This window comes from Streptomyces sp. NPDC058955, assembly GCF_042741435.1.
In the GTDB taxonomy this organism is placed as follows: domain Bacteria; phylum Actinomycetota; class Actinomycetes; order Streptomycetales; family Streptomycetaceae; genus Streptomyces.
Genome location: NZ_JBHYKM010000154.1, coordinates 1 through 14,610, shown reverse-complemented (window position 1 = coordinate 14,610; position 14,610 = coordinate 1). Strand labels below are relative to the sequence as shown.

Sequence of the window (14,610 nt, the reverse complement as noted above, 5' to 3'; positions counted from 1 at the left end):
GTCCAGGCCCATGAGCGGAGGCACCCGCAACGGTGCCGTTCCGTTGTGCCCACCCGTTCCGCCCCAGCGGAACGATTGCCCACAACGAAACGGCGCGGCGCCCGCAACGCCCCCACCGGGCGCAGCCCACAACGAAACGGCGTGGGCGCAGCCCACAACGGAGCGGCGCGGGCGCCCGCAGTGTCCTGGCCGGGCGCAGGCCACGACGAAACGGCGGCGGGGGGGTCAGGGGTGTTTGTGGGCTCGGTGGAGGGCGACGATGCCGGCGGTGAGGTTGCGCCAGGCCACGTTCGACCAGCCGGCCTTCTGGAGGAGGGACGCCAGGGTGGGCTGGTCCGGCCAGGACTGGATGGACTCGGCGAGGTAGACGTACGCGTCGGGGTTGGAGGAGACCGCCCGCGCCACCGGCGGCAGCGCGCGCATCAGGTACTCCTCGTACACCGTGCGGAACGGGGCCCACGTGGGGTGGGAGAACTCGCAGATCACGACCCGGCCGCCGGGCTTCGTCACGCGGTACAGCTCGCGCAGCGCCTGCTCGGTGTCCTGGATGTTCCGCAGTCCGAAGGAGATCGTCACCGCGTCGAAGACGTCGTCCTTGAAGGGCAGCTTCGTGCCGTCGCCCGCCGTGAACGGCATCCACGGGTGCCGCTGCTTGCCGACGCGCAGCATGCCGAGGGAGAAGTCGCAGGGGACGACGTACGCGCCCGCGCGCGCGAAGGGCTGCGAGGAGGTCGCCGTGCCGGCCGCCAGGTCGAGGATCTTCTGCGCGGGGCGCGCGTCGACGGCCTTCGCGACCTCCTTGCGCCACCGGCGGTCCTGGCCGAGCGAGAGCACGTCGTTGGTGAGGTCGTAGTTGGCCGCCACGTCGTCGAACATGGAGGCGACTTCGTGCGGCTGTTTGTCCAGGTTGGCTCGGGTCACGGAACCCATTCAAGCAGCCGCCCGAATCTCTCCCCGTACCGCTTCAACCTTTCGGGGCCGGGTGGGCTCAAGGACGGTCGGAAGTGCTGTTCCGGGAGCGAGGAGAGCAGGGGTGCGACGGCAGTGTCGACGACCGAGGTGAGACCCGTGGGGGCGGATGTGGGGCCGGACGTGGGGCCGGACGTGGCGACGGCCGCCGGGTTCGAGGAGTTCGCGCGCGGCGCGCAGCAGCGGCTGTACCGGACGGCGTACCTGCTCTGCGGGGACGCCGAGGGCGCGCGGGACCTGACCCAGACCACGCTCGCGAAGCTGTACCAGCACTGGCGGCGGGCCGGCGCGGCGGAGCATCCGCACGCGTACGCGAAGACCGTGCTGACGCGGACGTTCCTGGCGGAGCGGCGGCGCCGGCTGCGGGATCTGCTGGCGCTGGGACGGGCCGGGGGGACCGTGCCGGAGGCCGCGGCCGACCACACCGACCTGCGGGTCACGCTGCTCGCGGCGCTCGCCGAGCTGCCGCCCCGGGCGCGGGCGATGGTCGTGCTGCGCTACTGGGACGACCAGAGCGTGGCCTCCGTCGCGGCGCTGCTGCGGTGCAGCGAGGCCACCGTCAAGAGCCAGTGCTCGCGCTCGCTCGCCCGACTCCGTACGCGCCTGGCCGACGCCGGGCTCTCGATCGAAGGAAGCTGAGGTCCACCGTGGACGACGAGAACGTTCTGCTCCGCGAGGCTCTGGCCCGTACGGCCGAGGACCTGCCGCCGCTGCCCGACCTCGTCCCCCTCGCGGTGCGCGAGGGACGGAGGCGGCGGGCCCGGGCGCGGTTCGCGGTCGTGGCCGCCGCCTTCGCCGTGGTCACGGCGGGAGCCCTCGGGCTCACGCTGCTGCCGGGGTCCGATCCCGGTGTCCCGATGCCCGCCGCCTCGACCGTCCGCGAGACGCGGCTGACCGGGGCCGACTGGATCCGCCGCGAGGAGTACAAGACCCAGATGGCCTCGCTGCTGAAGCAGCGGCTGCCGCCGGAGGTCACCCGCGTCCGGCCGGTGGGCGACGGCGACGACCCGGTGAGCGAGTACGTGATCGAGGCGGGCGGCGAGAGCTTCCGCATGGTCGTGTCGGTGCGGCGGCGCGTGTACGACGGGGTCAGGGCGGACCCGCACGCCGAGTTGGAGGTCGGGGAGCTGAAGCTCGGGCCGGTCAGCAGCCTGGGCGGCAGGGTCCTCGTGGGGTACACGTACAAGGAGGGCGACGTCACCCTCGTCGTGTACGCGGGGAAGGACGGGAAGGTGCCGGTGACGGCGGGCGATCTGTTCGTGGTCGCCGAGCACTGGAACTTCGCACCGATGGTGGAGCAGGCGTACACGTTCCAGATGGAGGCGAACGACCCGCCGCTCGCCCCGCTCACCCCGCCCCCGGTGCGCCCTGGCGGACGTCCCGCCGTCGGGGACCCTCAGCGGGCCCGGTAGACCAGCCGTCCGTCGATGACCGTCGCCACGCAGGTGGCCGCGCCCTCGCGGACCAGGGTCGCCGGGTCGGGGACGTCGAAGACGGCGAAGCGGGCCGGGCCGCCGGGTGCCGGGCGCGGCAGCAGGATCAACGGCACCGGGGAGAGGGACGGGGGGCCCGGGAGGGGGTCGGGGCGGCGACCGGTCGCGAGGCCGGCGCGGCGGACCGCGTCGGCGGCGGCGCGGGTGCGCAGCTCGCCCGCCACCGCGACCGTGCCGTGGGCCAGCATCCGCTGGACGCCCCGGCGGGCGCTGGCGCCGAGGCGGGCCGGGTCGGCGCGGAAGAGCTCGGCCGCCCGCTCCCCCGTGATCGGCGCGGTGCCGAAGTCGTCGGCCTCGCGCGGGTCCGGGTGGTAGGTCCGCTCCAGGAGCTCGGGGGCGTACGGGTTGAGCAGGCCGGGCAGCAGGATGCCCGGCCAGCGGCGGAGGCGTGCGTCCTGGTGGGCCTCCGCCAGTTCCTCGTACGGGCCGACGGCGGCGATCCGGGGGCCGTCGACGAGGACGGCCAGCTCCGGGGAGGCCTCGGCGGCGTGGAGGGTCGGCACGGGCGCGTCAGTTGGCGTCGAGGAGCTTCAGCTCCGGGTGCGCCGTGCCGCCCTCGATGGCGACCGAGGAGATGTGCGAGGCGACGCGGTCGTCGACCGGGTCGTTCGCCGGGTCGTCGTGGACGGCCAGGTGCTCGTAGGTGGTGGAGCGCTGGGCGGGGACGCGGCCGGCCTTGCGGATCAGGTCGATGATCTCCAGGCGGTTGGAGCGGTGCTTGGCACCGGCGGAGGAGACGACGTTCTCCTCCAGCATGATCGAGCCGAGGTCGTCGGCGCCGTAGTGCAGGGAGAGCTGGCCGACCTCCTTGCCGGTGGTGAGCCAGGAGCCCTGGATGTGGGCCACGTTGTCGAGGAAGAGCCGCGCGATGGCGATCATGCGCAGGTACTCGAAGAGGGTGGCCTGCGTACGGCCCTTGAGGTGGTTGTTCTCGGGCTGGTACGTGTACGGGATGAAGGCCCGGAAGCCGCCCGTCCGGTCCTGCACCTCGCGGATCATCCGCAGGTGCTCGATCCGCTCGGCGTTGGTCTCGCCGGTGCCCATCAGCATGGTGGAGGTGGACTCGACGCCCAGCTTGTGGGCGATCTCCATGATCTCCAGCCAGCGCTCGCCGGACTCCTTGAGCGGGGCGATCGCCTTGCGCGGGCGCTCGGGGAGCAGCTCGGCGCCGGCGCCGGCGAAGGAGTCGAGGCCGGCGGCGTGGATGCGGGTGATGGCCTCCTCGACGGAGACGCCGGAGATGCGGGCCATGTGCTCGACCTCGGAGGCGCCGAGGGAGTGGATGACCAGCTGCGGGAAGTCCTTCTTGATGGCGGCGAAGTGCTTCTCGTAGTACTCGACGCCGTAGTCCGGGTGGTGGCCGCCCTGGAACATGATCTGCGTGCCGCCGAGTTCGACGGTCTCCGCGCAGCGGCGCAGGATGTCGTCGAGGTCCCGGGTCCAGCCCTTCTTCGTGTCCTTCGGTGCGGCGTAGAAGGCGCAGAACTTGCAGGCCGTGACGCAGACGTTGGTGTAGTTGATGTTCCGCTCGATGATGTACGTCGCGATGTGCTCGGTACCGGCGTAGCGGCGGCGGCGCACGGCGTCGGCGGCCGCGCCGAGGGCGTGCAGGGGCGCCGAGCGGTACAGGTCGAGCGCCTCCTCGGGGGTGATCCGGCCGCCGGCGGCGGCACGGTCCAGAACGACTGTGACATCCAACGACGTGAGGTCGGCCTTCTCAGTCACCGGTTCGTCCCTTTCGGAGGGTTGTTGACAGACCGCTCCAGCGTACGCCAGCGGGGGTGGGCCGCCGGGGCGGGGTCCGTGTCGGCGTGAATTTCCGATGAACGTTCTGCCGCGCGATTCCCGGGGGCGGAATGGGAAGGCGCGGATACGGGCCCCGGCCGGGAAATGCGGGCGGGAATTGCCGGAGGGCGGCGGGGGCGGCGGGGCGGCTATTCCGGCGGGAGCAGTTCGACCGTCACATCCGCGGGAAATCCGGTCGTCGGGCCGGTGCGGCGGGCGAACTCGCGCACTCCGGCGAGTTGCTCGGGACCGAAGCGGAAGTCGAGCGTGCGGAAGTAGCGCTCAAGGAGCGCGGCGTCGAATGCCTCCCAGCGGGCGGCCTGTTCGGCGACCTTGGCGACCTCGTCGAGGGAGAGGTCGCGGGAGGCGAGGAAGGCCCGGTGGACGTCGTGGACGGTCTCCGGCTCGCGCTCCAGGTACTCCTTGCGGGCGGCCCAGACGGCGAAGACGAACGGCAGTCCCGTCCACTCCTTCCACATCAGGCCGAGGTCATGGACCTGGAGCCCGAGCCGGGGCGCGTCGTGCAGCGAGGCGCGCAGGGCGGCGTCGCCGATGAGGACGGCCGCCTCGGCCTCCTGCATCATCAGCCCCAGGTCGGGCGGGCAGGTGTAGTACGCGGGCTGGACCCCGAACCGCTCCGCGAGCAGCAGCTGGGCGAGCCGCACCGAGGTCCGGGAGGTGGAGCCGAGGGCGACGCGGGCGCCGTCCAGCTCCTCCAGGGGCCGCTGGGAGACGATCACGCAGGACATGACGGGCCCGTCGCAGCCGACGGCGATGTCGGGGAGCGCGACCAGCCGGTCGGCGTGGCGCAGGTACTCGACGAGGGTGATCGGACCGATGTCGAGATCGCCCCGCACGAGCCGCTCGCTCAGCTTCTCCGGGGTGTCCTTGGTCAGCTCCAGATCGAGGAGCGTCCCGGTCCTGGCGAGCCCCCAGTAGAGGGGCAGGCAGTTCAGGAACTGGATGTGCCCGACGCGGGGCCGGCTGCGCTGGTGCTCGTCGTTCGCATTGTCCACATCGCGAGGCTAGCCCCGTCTCGTACGGTGGACATCGCCGGGGGAGATCCGGGCCTGTCGGCGGCGTGGCGCGTCAGCGTCTTAGGGCCGGGATCAAACATGCGGGTGACGTGATCTTTCCCTCTATCGCGTCGCACACGCTGCGTGCTACGCTCGACGCAAGTTGCAGTTTGGTTTCCCTTGCAGTACAGAGCCTGCGGAGCATGTGACCCGCAGGCTTTTGTAGTTTTCAGACTTGTTTGCAGGTTCTGGAGCAGGGCGACCCTTTGGCCCATAGGAGGGCTCATGGCTACCGGAACCGTCAAGTGGTTCAACGCTGAAAAGGGCTTTGGCTTCATCGCCCAGGAAGGCGGCGGCCCGGATGTCTTCGTCCACTACTCCGCGATCAACGCGAACGGCTTCCGTTCCCTCGAGGAGAACCAGGCGGTGAGCTTCGACGTCACCCAGGGCCCGAAGGGTCCGCAGGCGGAGAACGTCACCGCGATCTGAACGCCGTAGTGGCGATCGAGATCTTCTAGAGCAGTACCCAAGGAGCCCCGCTCCGTGCCGCCTGCCGGCACGAGCGGGGCTCCTGCCCGTTTCGGGGCCCCCGGGGGTGGGGTCAGCAGTTCGGGATGACGGTTCCGTTGTTGTCGCGGGCCTCGTCGTTGCCCCAGCGGGACAGGTAGTAGGCGGAGACGTACGCGCCGTAGCCGTTCTTGCCGGCGTAGACGGTGTCCAGGTCGGTGCGGAGCCACCAGTGGTTGTAGTTGCCGGAGGCGTCGCGGATCTCCTGGCCCCAGACCTTGCAGTAGACGTAGTTGGTGCCCGCGTTCAGGACGCCCTGGGGGTCGTTCGTGTTGGCGCCCGCGTAGCCGGTGGCGTTGGCGAAGGTGTCCACCCAGTACTTCCCGCCGCCTCCGCCCGAGCAGCCGTTGTCGCTGGTCAGGTGCTTGGAGCCGTACGAGCCCGGGTAGGGCGCGAGCGAGACGCCGTTGATCACGATGGTCTGGCCGACGCCGTTGTAGAGCTGCTCGTAGTGGATGTGGGCGCCGGAGCTGTTGCCGGTGGAGCCGGTGGTGCCGATCTGCTGGCCCTGGGAGACGGCGGCGCCGTTCGCGACCGAGTAGGCGTTGAGGTGGAAGTAGTACGTCTTCCAGCCGCCGCCGTGGTCGATCACGATGTAGTTCCCGGCGCCGGTCGGCTGCGAGTAGCGGTAGGCGGTGCCGGAGGCCGAGGCCAGGACCGGGGCGCCGGCGGTGGCGCCGCCGTCGGAGCGGACGAAGTCGAGGGCCTGGCGGACCTCGGCGGAGTGGTGGCTGTAGGTCCACTTCTGCCCGCAGGCGAACGGGGCCTTGAAGAGCGGCGCGGCATGGGCGGTGCCGGCCGTGCCGAGGACCGTGAGCAGGCCGGCGAGGAGCGCGAGCAGGGCGCCGAGGGCGGGGACGCGGGCGGTCTTCCGGGTCGTGGTCCGAGTCGTACGCGGGTGACGCATGTGTCCTCCGTGGCGTGAGGTGACAGGGGTTTACGCGCGTTGACCGACCACAGGGTGCCGGAAGACCGGGCGCCGCAGTAGCCCGCGTCCACCACATGCGGACCGGCCCCGATACGTACGCTGGACACATGACCGAACGGAAACCGCCGGGCGTCAGCTTCGAGTCCTTCGTCGACAAGCAGATCCGGGAGGCCGCCGAGCGCGGGGAGTTCCGCGCGCTGTCCGGCTTCGGGAAGCCGCTCCCGGACGACGCCGCGCCCTACGACGAGCTGTGGTGGGTCAAGCAGAAGCTGCACCGGGAGGGCATGGCGGTGCTGCCGCCCGCGCTCCAGCTGCGCAAGGACGCCGAGGACGCGGCCGCGGCGGTCGCGGAGGCCGGCTCCGAGAGCCAGGTCCGGCGGATCCTCGGCGAGATCAACACCAAGATCGCGGAAGCCCTGCGCCGCCCGCCGGCCGGTCCGCCGCTGAACCTGACGCCCTTCGACGTCGAGGCGGAGCTGGCCCGGTGGCGGGAGGCGCGCGACCCCAAGGGGGCGTGATGAACAGTGCCGGCCTGCTGCTCGACTCCTTCGGCCGGATCCGGGAGGCCGTCCACGCGGCCGTGAAGGGCCTCGACGAGGACGAGCTCGCCGCCCGGATCGACCCGGACGCCAACTCGATCGCCTGGCTCGTCTGGCACCTCACCCGCATCCAGGACGACCACCTGGCGGGCGCCTTCGGCACGGAGCAGCTGTGGCGCTCCGACGGCTGGCGGGACCGCTTCGGCCTGCCGTTCCCGCCCGGGGCGACCGGCTACGGCCACACGTCCGCGCAGGTCGGGGCCGTACGGGCACCGGCGACGCTGCTGCTCGGCTACCACGACGCGGTGCACGAGCGGACGGCCTCGCTGCTGGCGCCGGTGACGAACGCGGACCTGGACCGGGTGGTGGACACCGCCTGGGACCCGCCGGTGACGCTGGGCGTCCGGCTGGTGTCGGTGATCGCGGAGGACCTGCAGCACGCGGGGCAGGCGGGGTACGTGCGGGGGGTGGTGGAGCGGACGGGCGGGTGAGGGGGCGGCGGGCCGGGGCGGGTGCGTAACCCCTCCGGCCCCGGTGGGGGTTGACCGGATATCGATCGAACGAATCCACGATCTTCCGTACAACCACTCGACCCGATCGCGAGTCTGACCGTGCACGGCACGCACGTCCCGTGCCCGGTCTTCCCGTGGGGGTCTCCTTGCAGTTCCGCACCACCCGTCCGCGTCTCGCTGCGGCCGTCACCGCCGTCCTCACCGTCACCGCGCTCGGCGCGGGCACGCTCGCCACGGCGCCGGCCGCCTTCGCGGCCACCTCCGGGCCCGTCGAGGCCGCGCAGGCCGAGGCGCTTCCGGTGCTCCCGGCCGGTTCCTCCGTCACGAGCGGCGGCTCGACCGGCTTCCTCTCGTACGGTGACTCCGGCCTGATCTGGACGCCGTTCGACGGCGGCCCCGCGACCCCCGTCGACCTCGGCGGGTACGAGTACCCCGGCTGGATGCCGACCGGAAGCGACGTGGTCGCCGTCGGCAGCATCCCCGGCTCCGGTCGGATGACCGCCGTCACGCTGCGGGACATGCGCGACCAGGCCGCGCCCCTCGTCGAGATCGACCTCGCCGCCCTGGACGCGCACCTCGTGGCCGTGCTGGGCCCGAAGACCGTGCTGGCGGAGACGACGAAGGACGGCGTGCCGGAGCTGCACGTCGTGACCCAGGACGGCGCCGCGCCGACGACCCGGAAGATCACCGATCTGCCCGCGGACGCCGACCGGTTCTACACCAGCGCGACCGTCCAGAGCGGCCGGATCCTCGTCGGGTACGAGACGGGCCCCGTGGAGGCGCGGACCGGCGGCCGGGCCGTGATCGACATCGCCACGGGCAGGGCCATCGAGACGTACGCCTCCGCCGAGTCCGGATACATGTCCCAGTCGCTGGCGTTCTCCCGTTCCCACGTGGCCTGGACGGAGTGGCAGAACGGTTCGAGGGTCGTCACGTCCGTCGAGCGCTCCACGGGCGTCCGGAAGACGACCGTCATGGGCCCTGACGACGAGTACAGCCTCGCGCTTATCGGGGACTGGCTCGTGTACGGCAACGACTGGCGTCCCGGCCGGGCCGTGTCCCTGACCGACGGCCGGACGGTCGACCTCGCCGATTCCGTGACCGGTCTCGTCATGCAGGGCAGCAGCAGCGCGCTGCTGAGCGGGCGTACGGCCGAGGGCGGCGCGGGGCTGTTCCGGCTCGACCCGCGGACCGACGACGCCCCGGCCGTCACCAAGGTGGCGGAGGTGGACCCGTCGGAGCCGCTCGACATCCAGCAGGTCCACGTCCCCTACTCGGTGAACCTCGACTCGGCCGGCGGCAAGGTGACGCTCGGCTGGGACCTGTCGCGCCGGGACGCCTACCTCGACGTGACGCTGCACCACACGGTCACCGAGGAGACCTTCCACACGCGCGTGCAGGCCCCCGAGGCCGGCAACCGGTTCTCCTTCGTCTGGGACGGCACCCTCGACGACGGCACCGACGCCCCCAACGGCCGGTACGCGATCGAGGCCGAGGCGTCGCTGCTCGACGGCACCGGCGAGCCCGCCTATCAGGGCTGGGAGATGTACGTCTCGCGCACCGCCAACCCGCACGACTTCACGTACAACGGCTCCACCGACCTCCTCGCCCGCGACGCGGGCGGCGTGCTGTGGCGCGACGACCTGCGCGACCGGCCGGTGGACGGCCAGGTCAAGTCGGCGAAGCGCACCCGGATCGGCGGCGGGTGGAACACGTACAAGCAGATCGAGGCCGTCGGAGACATCGGCGGGAACGAGATCGGCGACCTCGTCGCCCTCGACGGCTCGGGCGTGCTCTGGTCGTACGCCGGCGAGGGCTACGGCACCTTCGGCACCCGTGTGAAGGTCGGCGGCGGCTGGGGCGTCTACAACAAGCTCACCGGCGGTTCCGACCTCGACGGGGACGGGCGGTCCGACCTGCTCGCCACCGACGGCTCCGGGGTGCTGTGGTTCTACAAGGGCACCGGCGACCTCGCCAAGCCGTTCGCGACCCGCGTCCGCGTCGGCGGCGGCTGGGGCGTCTACAACCAGCTCGTCGCCGTGGGGAACATCGCCGGCACCGCCGCCGGTGACCTCGTCGCGCGCGACACGTCCGGCGTCCTCTGGCTCTACCAGGGCACCGGCAAGGGCACCTTCCTCGCCCGCACCAAGATCGGCGGCGGCTGGGGCGCCTTCAGCCAGCTCGTCGGCGCCGGGGACGTCGACAACGACGGACGGCCGGACCTGATCGCCTACGGGACGGGCGGCACGTACGTCTACCACGCGAACGGGACCGTCTCCGGGACCTTCACCCGCCTGAACACCACGCTGTACGCGGGCGAGGGCGGCAAGTTCACCAGCGTCGCCTAGCCGCACGAGGCCGGCCGCGGACGCGGCCGGCCGCACACCCGGCCACAGAATCACGGGGGATCTGTGAAGCACACGCACACGCGCACCCACGCACGTCTCGGCGCCGCCGTCGCCGCCGTCCTCGCGGTCGCGGCCGTCGGGGGCGCCGTGACCGTCCCGGCGTACGCCGCCGCACCGGTCGCCGTACGGGCGGCCGCCGACGCCGAGCAGGCCGCTCCGCTCGACATCCCGCTCGACTCGGTGCTGCTCACCGCGGGCCGCACCGGCTTCCTGAGCCGGACCGGGACGGACGCGCATCCCGTCCACCGGTGGACGCCGTACGACGGCGGGCGGGAGTCCGTGATCTTCGCCGCCGGGGAGCGGTGGGGCAGCCCCGGGACCGATCTCGTCGTGTCGCGGGCCGGGGCCCACTACACGTTCACCGACATGACCGGCGCGACGCCGACCGTGTCGGTGGACCTGTCCGGCACCGCCACGCCGTACACGCTGCTGCGGGTGGTCGGTTCGACGCTCGTCATGGAAACGACGACGGCCGGCGGCCGCGAGGAGCTCCACCTCGTGTCGGTGGAGGGCGGCGAGGTCGTGGACCGGCCGGTCGCCCTGCCGGAGGCGGACGGCGCGCTCCTGACGTACCCGGCCGGCGCGGACGGGCTCGCCGTCCTGCACCGGGCGACGGTCGACGGCGTCCCCCGGCTCCGCGTCGGCGTCGTGGACCTCGCGACGGGCGCGCTGCCGGAGGCGTACGACCTCGGCGAGGGCACGGACCGGGAGCGGATCACGGTGTCGGCGACCCGTGTCGCCTGGATCGAGGGCGCGGACTCCGCCGCCCCGCGGCTCACCGTCGTCACCCGCCGCTCCTCCGCCCCGCCGGTGCGGCTGCCGGTGGAGTACGGCTCCGGTGCCCGCGGGGTCCTCCTCCACCTGACGGGCGCGGAGTGGGTGACGTCCGTGAAGCCGGGCGGCGGGACCGCGACCGGCGGGGACCCCGCGGACCACGCGCTCACCGCCCGCCGGCTGACGGACGGGAACCAGGCGTACCCGCTGCTCGACCACGTGGCCTCCGCCGGCCGGGACCGGAACGGGGACCTGCTCGTCCTCGGCGGCGACGTCGACCAGGGAGAGGGCCTGTACCGGGTCGAGACCGACCAGGTGACCGGCCTGCCGGCCGCCTCGCTGGTGCGCGGCTTCGGCGTGCCGACCGCGCTCACCCTGGTCGGGGAGACCGCGCCGGCCGCCGGCACCCTCGACTTCGACCGGGCGGACACGGTGCTCGCGGGCCGCTGGACGTTCAGCAGGACCAACGCGTCCGCGCAGGTGAAGGTGCGTCACACCGCCACCGGACGGACCGTCACCCTGAACGCCCGCCAGGACGGCGCCGCGTTCTCCGTGGCCTGGAAGGGGCGGTGGGAGAACGGCATCGCCGCCTTCAACGGCGCCTACACGTGGACGATGACGGCCCGGCCCGCGAACGGCATCGGCCCGGACGTCGTCCGCACCGGCTCCTTCGCGGTCACCCGCGCGCCCCGGCCGCACGACTTCGACGACAACGGCGCCGCCGACCTCCTCGTCCGCGAGGCGGACGGCCGGCTCGCGCTGCGCGACGCCCGCCAGCTGATGACGATCGCCTCCCCGCACGTGCCGTACCGGTACGAGATCGGCCGCGGGTGGGACGCGTACGACCGGATCGTGACCCCCGGGAACATCGGCGGCACGTCCCACGCGGACCTGGTGGCCCGCGACCGGGCCGGGGTCCTCTGGTACTACGCGGGCAAGGCGAAGAACTTCGCCCCGCGCGTGCGGATCGGCGGCGGCTGGAACACGTACGCGACGCTCGCGGGCGGCTCGGACGTGACCGGCGACGGGCGGCCGGACCTCCTCGCCACCGACCGGGCCGGCGTCCTGTGGCTGTACCCCGCCAAGGGCGACGGCACCTTCGCCGCCCGCACCCGGATCGGCGGCGGCTGGGGCGGCTTCACGGAGCTCGTCGGCGCCGGCGACGTGGACGGCGACGGCCGCGCCGACCTGCTCGCGGCCTCCGAGGGCCCGGTGGGCCCGGACGGGCTGCCGGAGACCCTGCTGTCCCTGTACCGGGGCACGGGGCTGTGGAAGACCCCGTTCGCCGCGCCCGTGAAGAACCCCGGGGGCGCCCTCGGGAACCTCGGCGAAGACCTCTACTGACCTCAGTCCCTCACGCATGTCCCTCATGAACGGGAGCACAGTGAAGCACCGCATCACCGGGCGCCGGCTCGCCGCCGCCCTCGTCACCCTGGCCACGGTCACCGCGGTGACGGGCACCCTCGTCACCGCCCCGGCGCTCGCCGCCCCCGCCGGCGCGACCGCCGAGCGGTGCGTGCCTGCCGCGGCCGGTCTGCTGCCGGTCGGCGCCGAGGTCGTGGCGGCGGGCGCCTACGGCTACCTCACGACCTGCGCCGACGAGAACGGCGAGGAGCGGCTGAGCCTGCACAAGCCGGACGGCACGGTCACGTCGTACGGCAGCACGCGGGCGTACGACAGCGGTTCCGACTGGATCGTGACGAGGAACGAGATGGGCGTCACCGCCCACAACCCGCTCACCGGGGCGTATGCCAACCACACCCTGAGCGGCGAACTGGCCGGCGTGGCCTACGACGTCGCCTACGAGAGCCGTCCGACGGCCGACGGCCTGGGCCGCGAGCTGTGGCAGCTGACGCACACCAACGGCGTCGTCAGCAAGCTCAAGCTGTCGAACCTCATCAAGGGCGAGCGCGAGACCTCCCACAAGGTCGTGGCGGCGGGCCGGGACGCGAACGGACGGCCCACCGTCCTCATCATGGGCCAGGGCGAGCACGACGTGAACGGGCACTGGGAGCCCCACTCCTGGAGCGTCGTGATCCCCGTGCCCACGGGCTCGGTGCTGCCGTACGGGTACGGCCCCGGCTGGAGCTGGGACACCGCGACGGTGACGGGCGCCCTCACGCCGAAGTACGAGGCGACCGTCACGCGGGCGACGGACGGCGGGCACACCCTGACCGCGAGGGTCATCGGCACCACCACCGTCAAGCGCGTCCCCCTCACCGACATCCAGGGCGTGCCGGTCCTCGCCGGGATCGTCGGCGACACGGCCTTCTACGCCGCCCGCCGCGACCCGTCCGCCGGGCCCGACGTCCTGACGCCGCTGTACGCGCGGAACCTCGCCACGGGCGGAGCCCCGTACAAGGTCATGGAGAACTTCTCCTCCGTCGCCCGCCACAGCGACGGCAGTCTCGTCGTGCGCGGCGCGACCGGTGCCGCCGACGGCGTGTTCCGCATCGGCCGGAACGGCGACCTGACGCCCGAACTCGTCGCCGACACCGGCGCGGTCGTGGCGCTGAAGGTGACCGCCTCGTCCGTCCCCGCGACGGCGAACCTGGAGAAGGCCGGGACGACCGTCCCGATGACGGTCGACCTGACCCGCGCCGACGCGGACGTGCAGCTCACGCTCACCCACAACCGCACCGGCAAGAAGCTCACCACCCACATGATCCCGCCCGTGCACGGGGAGCCCCGCTTCGCGTACTCCTGGAACGGGATCATCGACGGCATCAGCGCCCCGAACGGCGCCTACACCTGGCAGATCACCGCCAAGGGCGCCGACGGCACCAGCGCGGCGCCGGTCACCGGCACCCTCACCGTGTCCCGCTCGGCCAACCTGCACGACTTCAACGACAACGGCTCCACGGACCTCCTCGCCCGGGACGCCGCCGGTGTGCTGTGGCGGGACGACCTGTACGACTGGCCGGTCGGCGGCCAGGCGAAGCCGGCCAAGCGGACGAAGATCGGCACCGGCTGGAACACGTACAAGCAGATCGAGGCCGCCGGGAACATCGGCGGCGGCGCCGCCGGCGACCTGATCGCCCTCGACGGCTCGGGCGTGCTCTGGTCCTACACCGGCAAGGGCGACGGCACCTTCGCCACCCGCGTGCGGGTCGGCGGCGGCTGGGGCGTCTACAGCAAGCTGGCGGGCGGCTCGGACTGGATGACGACGGACGCCTACGCGGACCTGTTCGCCATCGACACCTCCGGCGTCCTCTGGTACTACCGGGGCATCGGCGACGCGGCCAAGCCGTACGCCCCGCGGATCCGGGTGGGCGGCGGCTGGGGCGTCTACAACCAGCTGACAGCCGTCGGGAACATCGTGGGCGACGAGGGCGGCGACCTGATCGCGCGTGACAAGGACGGCGTCCTCTGGCTGTACCAGTCCAACGGCTTCTCCTTCCTCCCGCGCGTCCGGATCGGCGGCGGCTGGGGCGGCTTCAGCCAGCTCGTCGGCGCGGGCGACGTCACCAACGACGGCCGCCCGGACCTGATCGCGTACGGCCCCGGCGGCACGTACGTCTACCGCTCGAACGGCACGACGAGCGGGGCGTTCACGCGGCAGACGACGACGCTGTACGCGGGCGAGGGCGGGAAGTTCACGAGCGTGTCGTGAACGTCC

Annotated in this window: 13 protein-coding genes; 8 read left to right on the top strand and 5 right to left on the bottom strand. The window is 72.7% G+C overall.

The window, feature by feature from the left end:
- Positions 1-225: 225 nt before the first annotated feature.
- Positions 226-921: a demethylmenaquinone methyltransferase gene (locus ACFW1I_RS35000; RefSeq protein ID WP_384677564.1), complete on the bottom strand. Its 696-nt coding sequence runs from the start codon at positions 919-921 to the stop codon at positions 226-228.
- Positions 922-1,068: 147 nt separating this feature from the next.
- Here ACFW1I_RS35000 and ACFW1I_RS34995 point away from each other — a divergent pair, with 147 nt between their 5' ends.
- Both ACFW1I_RS34995 and ACFW1I_RS34990 read left to right on the top strand, forming a co-directional pair.
- Positions 1,069-1,608: a SigE family RNA polymerase sigma factor gene (locus tag ACFW1I_RS34995; RefSeq protein ID WP_384677562.1), complete on the top strand. Its 540-nt coding sequence runs from the start codon at positions 1,069-1,071 to the stop codon at positions 1,606-1,608.
- Between the two features lie 8 nt (positions 1,609-1,616).
- Positions 1,617-2,381 carry a hypothetical protein gene (locus ACFW1I_RS34990; protein WP_384677560.1) on the top strand — a complete coding sequence of 255 codons (765 nt, stop codon included), beginning with the start codon at positions 1,617-1,619 and terminating at the stop codon, positions 2,379-2,381.
- Here the strand turns inward: ACFW1I_RS34990 and ACFW1I_RS34985 are convergent.
- From ACFW1I_RS34985 to ACFW1I_RS34975, 3 genes are all read right to left on the bottom strand, one after another.
- Complete coding sequence (locus ACFW1I_RS34985; protein WP_384677558.1) at positions 2,366-2,965, bottom strand: hypothetical protein; 600 nt, start codon at positions 2,963-2,965, stop codon at positions 2,366-2,368. The genes ACFW1I_RS34990 and ACFW1I_RS34985 overlap by 16 nt on opposite strands.
- 7 nt (positions 2,966-2,972) lie before the next feature.
- Positions 2,973-4,187 carry a cyclic dehypoxanthinyl futalosine synthase gene (mqnC, locus tag ACFW1I_RS34980; RefSeq protein ID WP_384677556.1) on the bottom strand — a complete coding sequence of 405 codons (1,215 nt, stop codon included), beginning with the start codon at positions 4,185-4,187 and terminating at the stop codon, positions 2,973-2,975.
- A 209-nt stretch (positions 4,188-4,396) separates the two neighbouring features.
- Entirely contained in the window at positions 4,397-5,263 is an 867-nt protein-coding gene (locus ACFW1I_RS34975; RefSeq protein ID WP_384677554.1) for a menaquinone biosynthetic enzyme MqnA/MqnD family protein, read from the bottom strand.
- Positions 5,264-5,548: 285 nt separating this feature from the next.
- Here ACFW1I_RS34975 and ACFW1I_RS34970 point away from each other — a divergent pair, with 285 nt between their 5' ends.
- Positions 5,549-5,752 carry a cold-shock protein gene (locus ACFW1I_RS34970; RefSeq protein WP_030235313.1) on the top strand — a complete coding sequence of 68 codons (204 nt, stop codon included), beginning with the start codon at positions 5,549-5,551 and terminating at the stop codon, positions 5,750-5,752.
- A 112-nt stretch (positions 5,753-5,864) separates the two neighbouring features.
- Here ACFW1I_RS34970 and ACFW1I_RS34965 read toward each other — a convergent pair whose 3' ends face one another.
- Entirely contained in the window at positions 5,865-6,737 is an 873-nt protein-coding gene (locus tag ACFW1I_RS34965; RefSeq protein ID WP_384677552.1) for a M23 family metallopeptidase, read from the bottom strand.
- 128 nt (positions 6,738-6,865) lie between these two features.
- Between ACFW1I_RS34965 and ACFW1I_RS34960 the strand changes: the two genes are divergently transcribed.
- From ACFW1I_RS34960 to ACFW1I_RS34940, 5 genes are all read left to right on the top strand, one after another.
- The gene (locus ACFW1I_RS34960; RefSeq protein ID WP_384677550.1) at positions 6,866-7,276 is read left to right on the top strand and encodes a DUF1992 domain-containing protein; all 411 of its coding nucleotides are present in this window, start codon (positions 6,866-6,868) and stop codon (positions 7,274-7,276) included.
- Complete coding sequence (locus tag ACFW1I_RS34955; RefSeq protein WP_384677548.1) at positions 7,276-7,788, top strand: DUF664 domain-containing protein; 513 nt, start codon at positions 7,276-7,278, stop codon at positions 7,786-7,788. The genes ACFW1I_RS34960 and ACFW1I_RS34955 overlap by 1 nt, the downstream gene beginning before the upstream one ends.
- 167 nt (positions 7,789-7,955) lie before the next feature.
- The gene (locus ACFW1I_RS34950; protein WP_384677546.1) at positions 7,956-10,157 is read left to right on the top strand and encodes an FG-GAP-like repeat-containing protein; all 2,202 of its coding nucleotides are present in this window, start codon (positions 7,956-7,958) and stop codon (positions 10,155-10,157) included.
- Between the two features lie 63 nt (positions 10,158-10,220).
- Positions 10,221-12,335, top strand: coding sequence for an FG-GAP repeat domain-containing protein (locus ACFW1I_RS34945; RefSeq protein ID WP_384677544.1), 2,115 nt, complete (start codon positions 10,221-10,223; stop codon positions 12,333-12,335).
- A gap of 25 nt (positions 12,336-12,360) precedes the next feature.
- Positions 12,361-14,604 carry an FG-GAP repeat domain-containing protein gene (locus ACFW1I_RS34940; protein ID WP_384677542.1) on the top strand — a complete coding sequence of 748 codons (2,244 nt, stop codon included), beginning with the start codon at positions 12,361-12,363 and terminating at the stop codon, positions 14,602-14,604.
- The last annotated feature ends 6 nt before the right edge of the window (positions 14,605-14,610 follow it).

Excerpts from the sequence above, each read along its gene's own strand:
- ACFW1I_RS34955 (WP_384677548.1), top strand. The coding sequence starts at position 7,276 with ATGAACAGTGCCGGCCTGCTGCTCGACTCCTTCGGCCGGATCCGGGAG.
- ACFW1I_RS34940 (WP_384677542.1), top strand. The coding sequence starts at position 12,361 with ATGAACGGGAGCACAGTGAAGCACCGCATCACCGGGCGCCGGCTCGCC.
- ACFW1I_RS34960 (WP_384677550.1), top strand. The coding sequence starts at position 6,866 with ATGACCGAACGGAAACCGCCGGGCGTCAGCTTCGAGTCCTTCGTCGAC.
- ACFW1I_RS34965 (WP_384677552.1), bottom strand. The coding sequence starts at position 6,737 with ATGCGTCACCCGCGTACGACTCGGACCACGACCCGGAAGACCGCCCGC.
- ACFW1I_RS34970 (WP_030235313.1), top strand. The coding sequence starts at position 5,549 with ATGGCTACCGGAACCGTCAAGTGGTTCAACGCTGAAAAGGGCTTTGGC.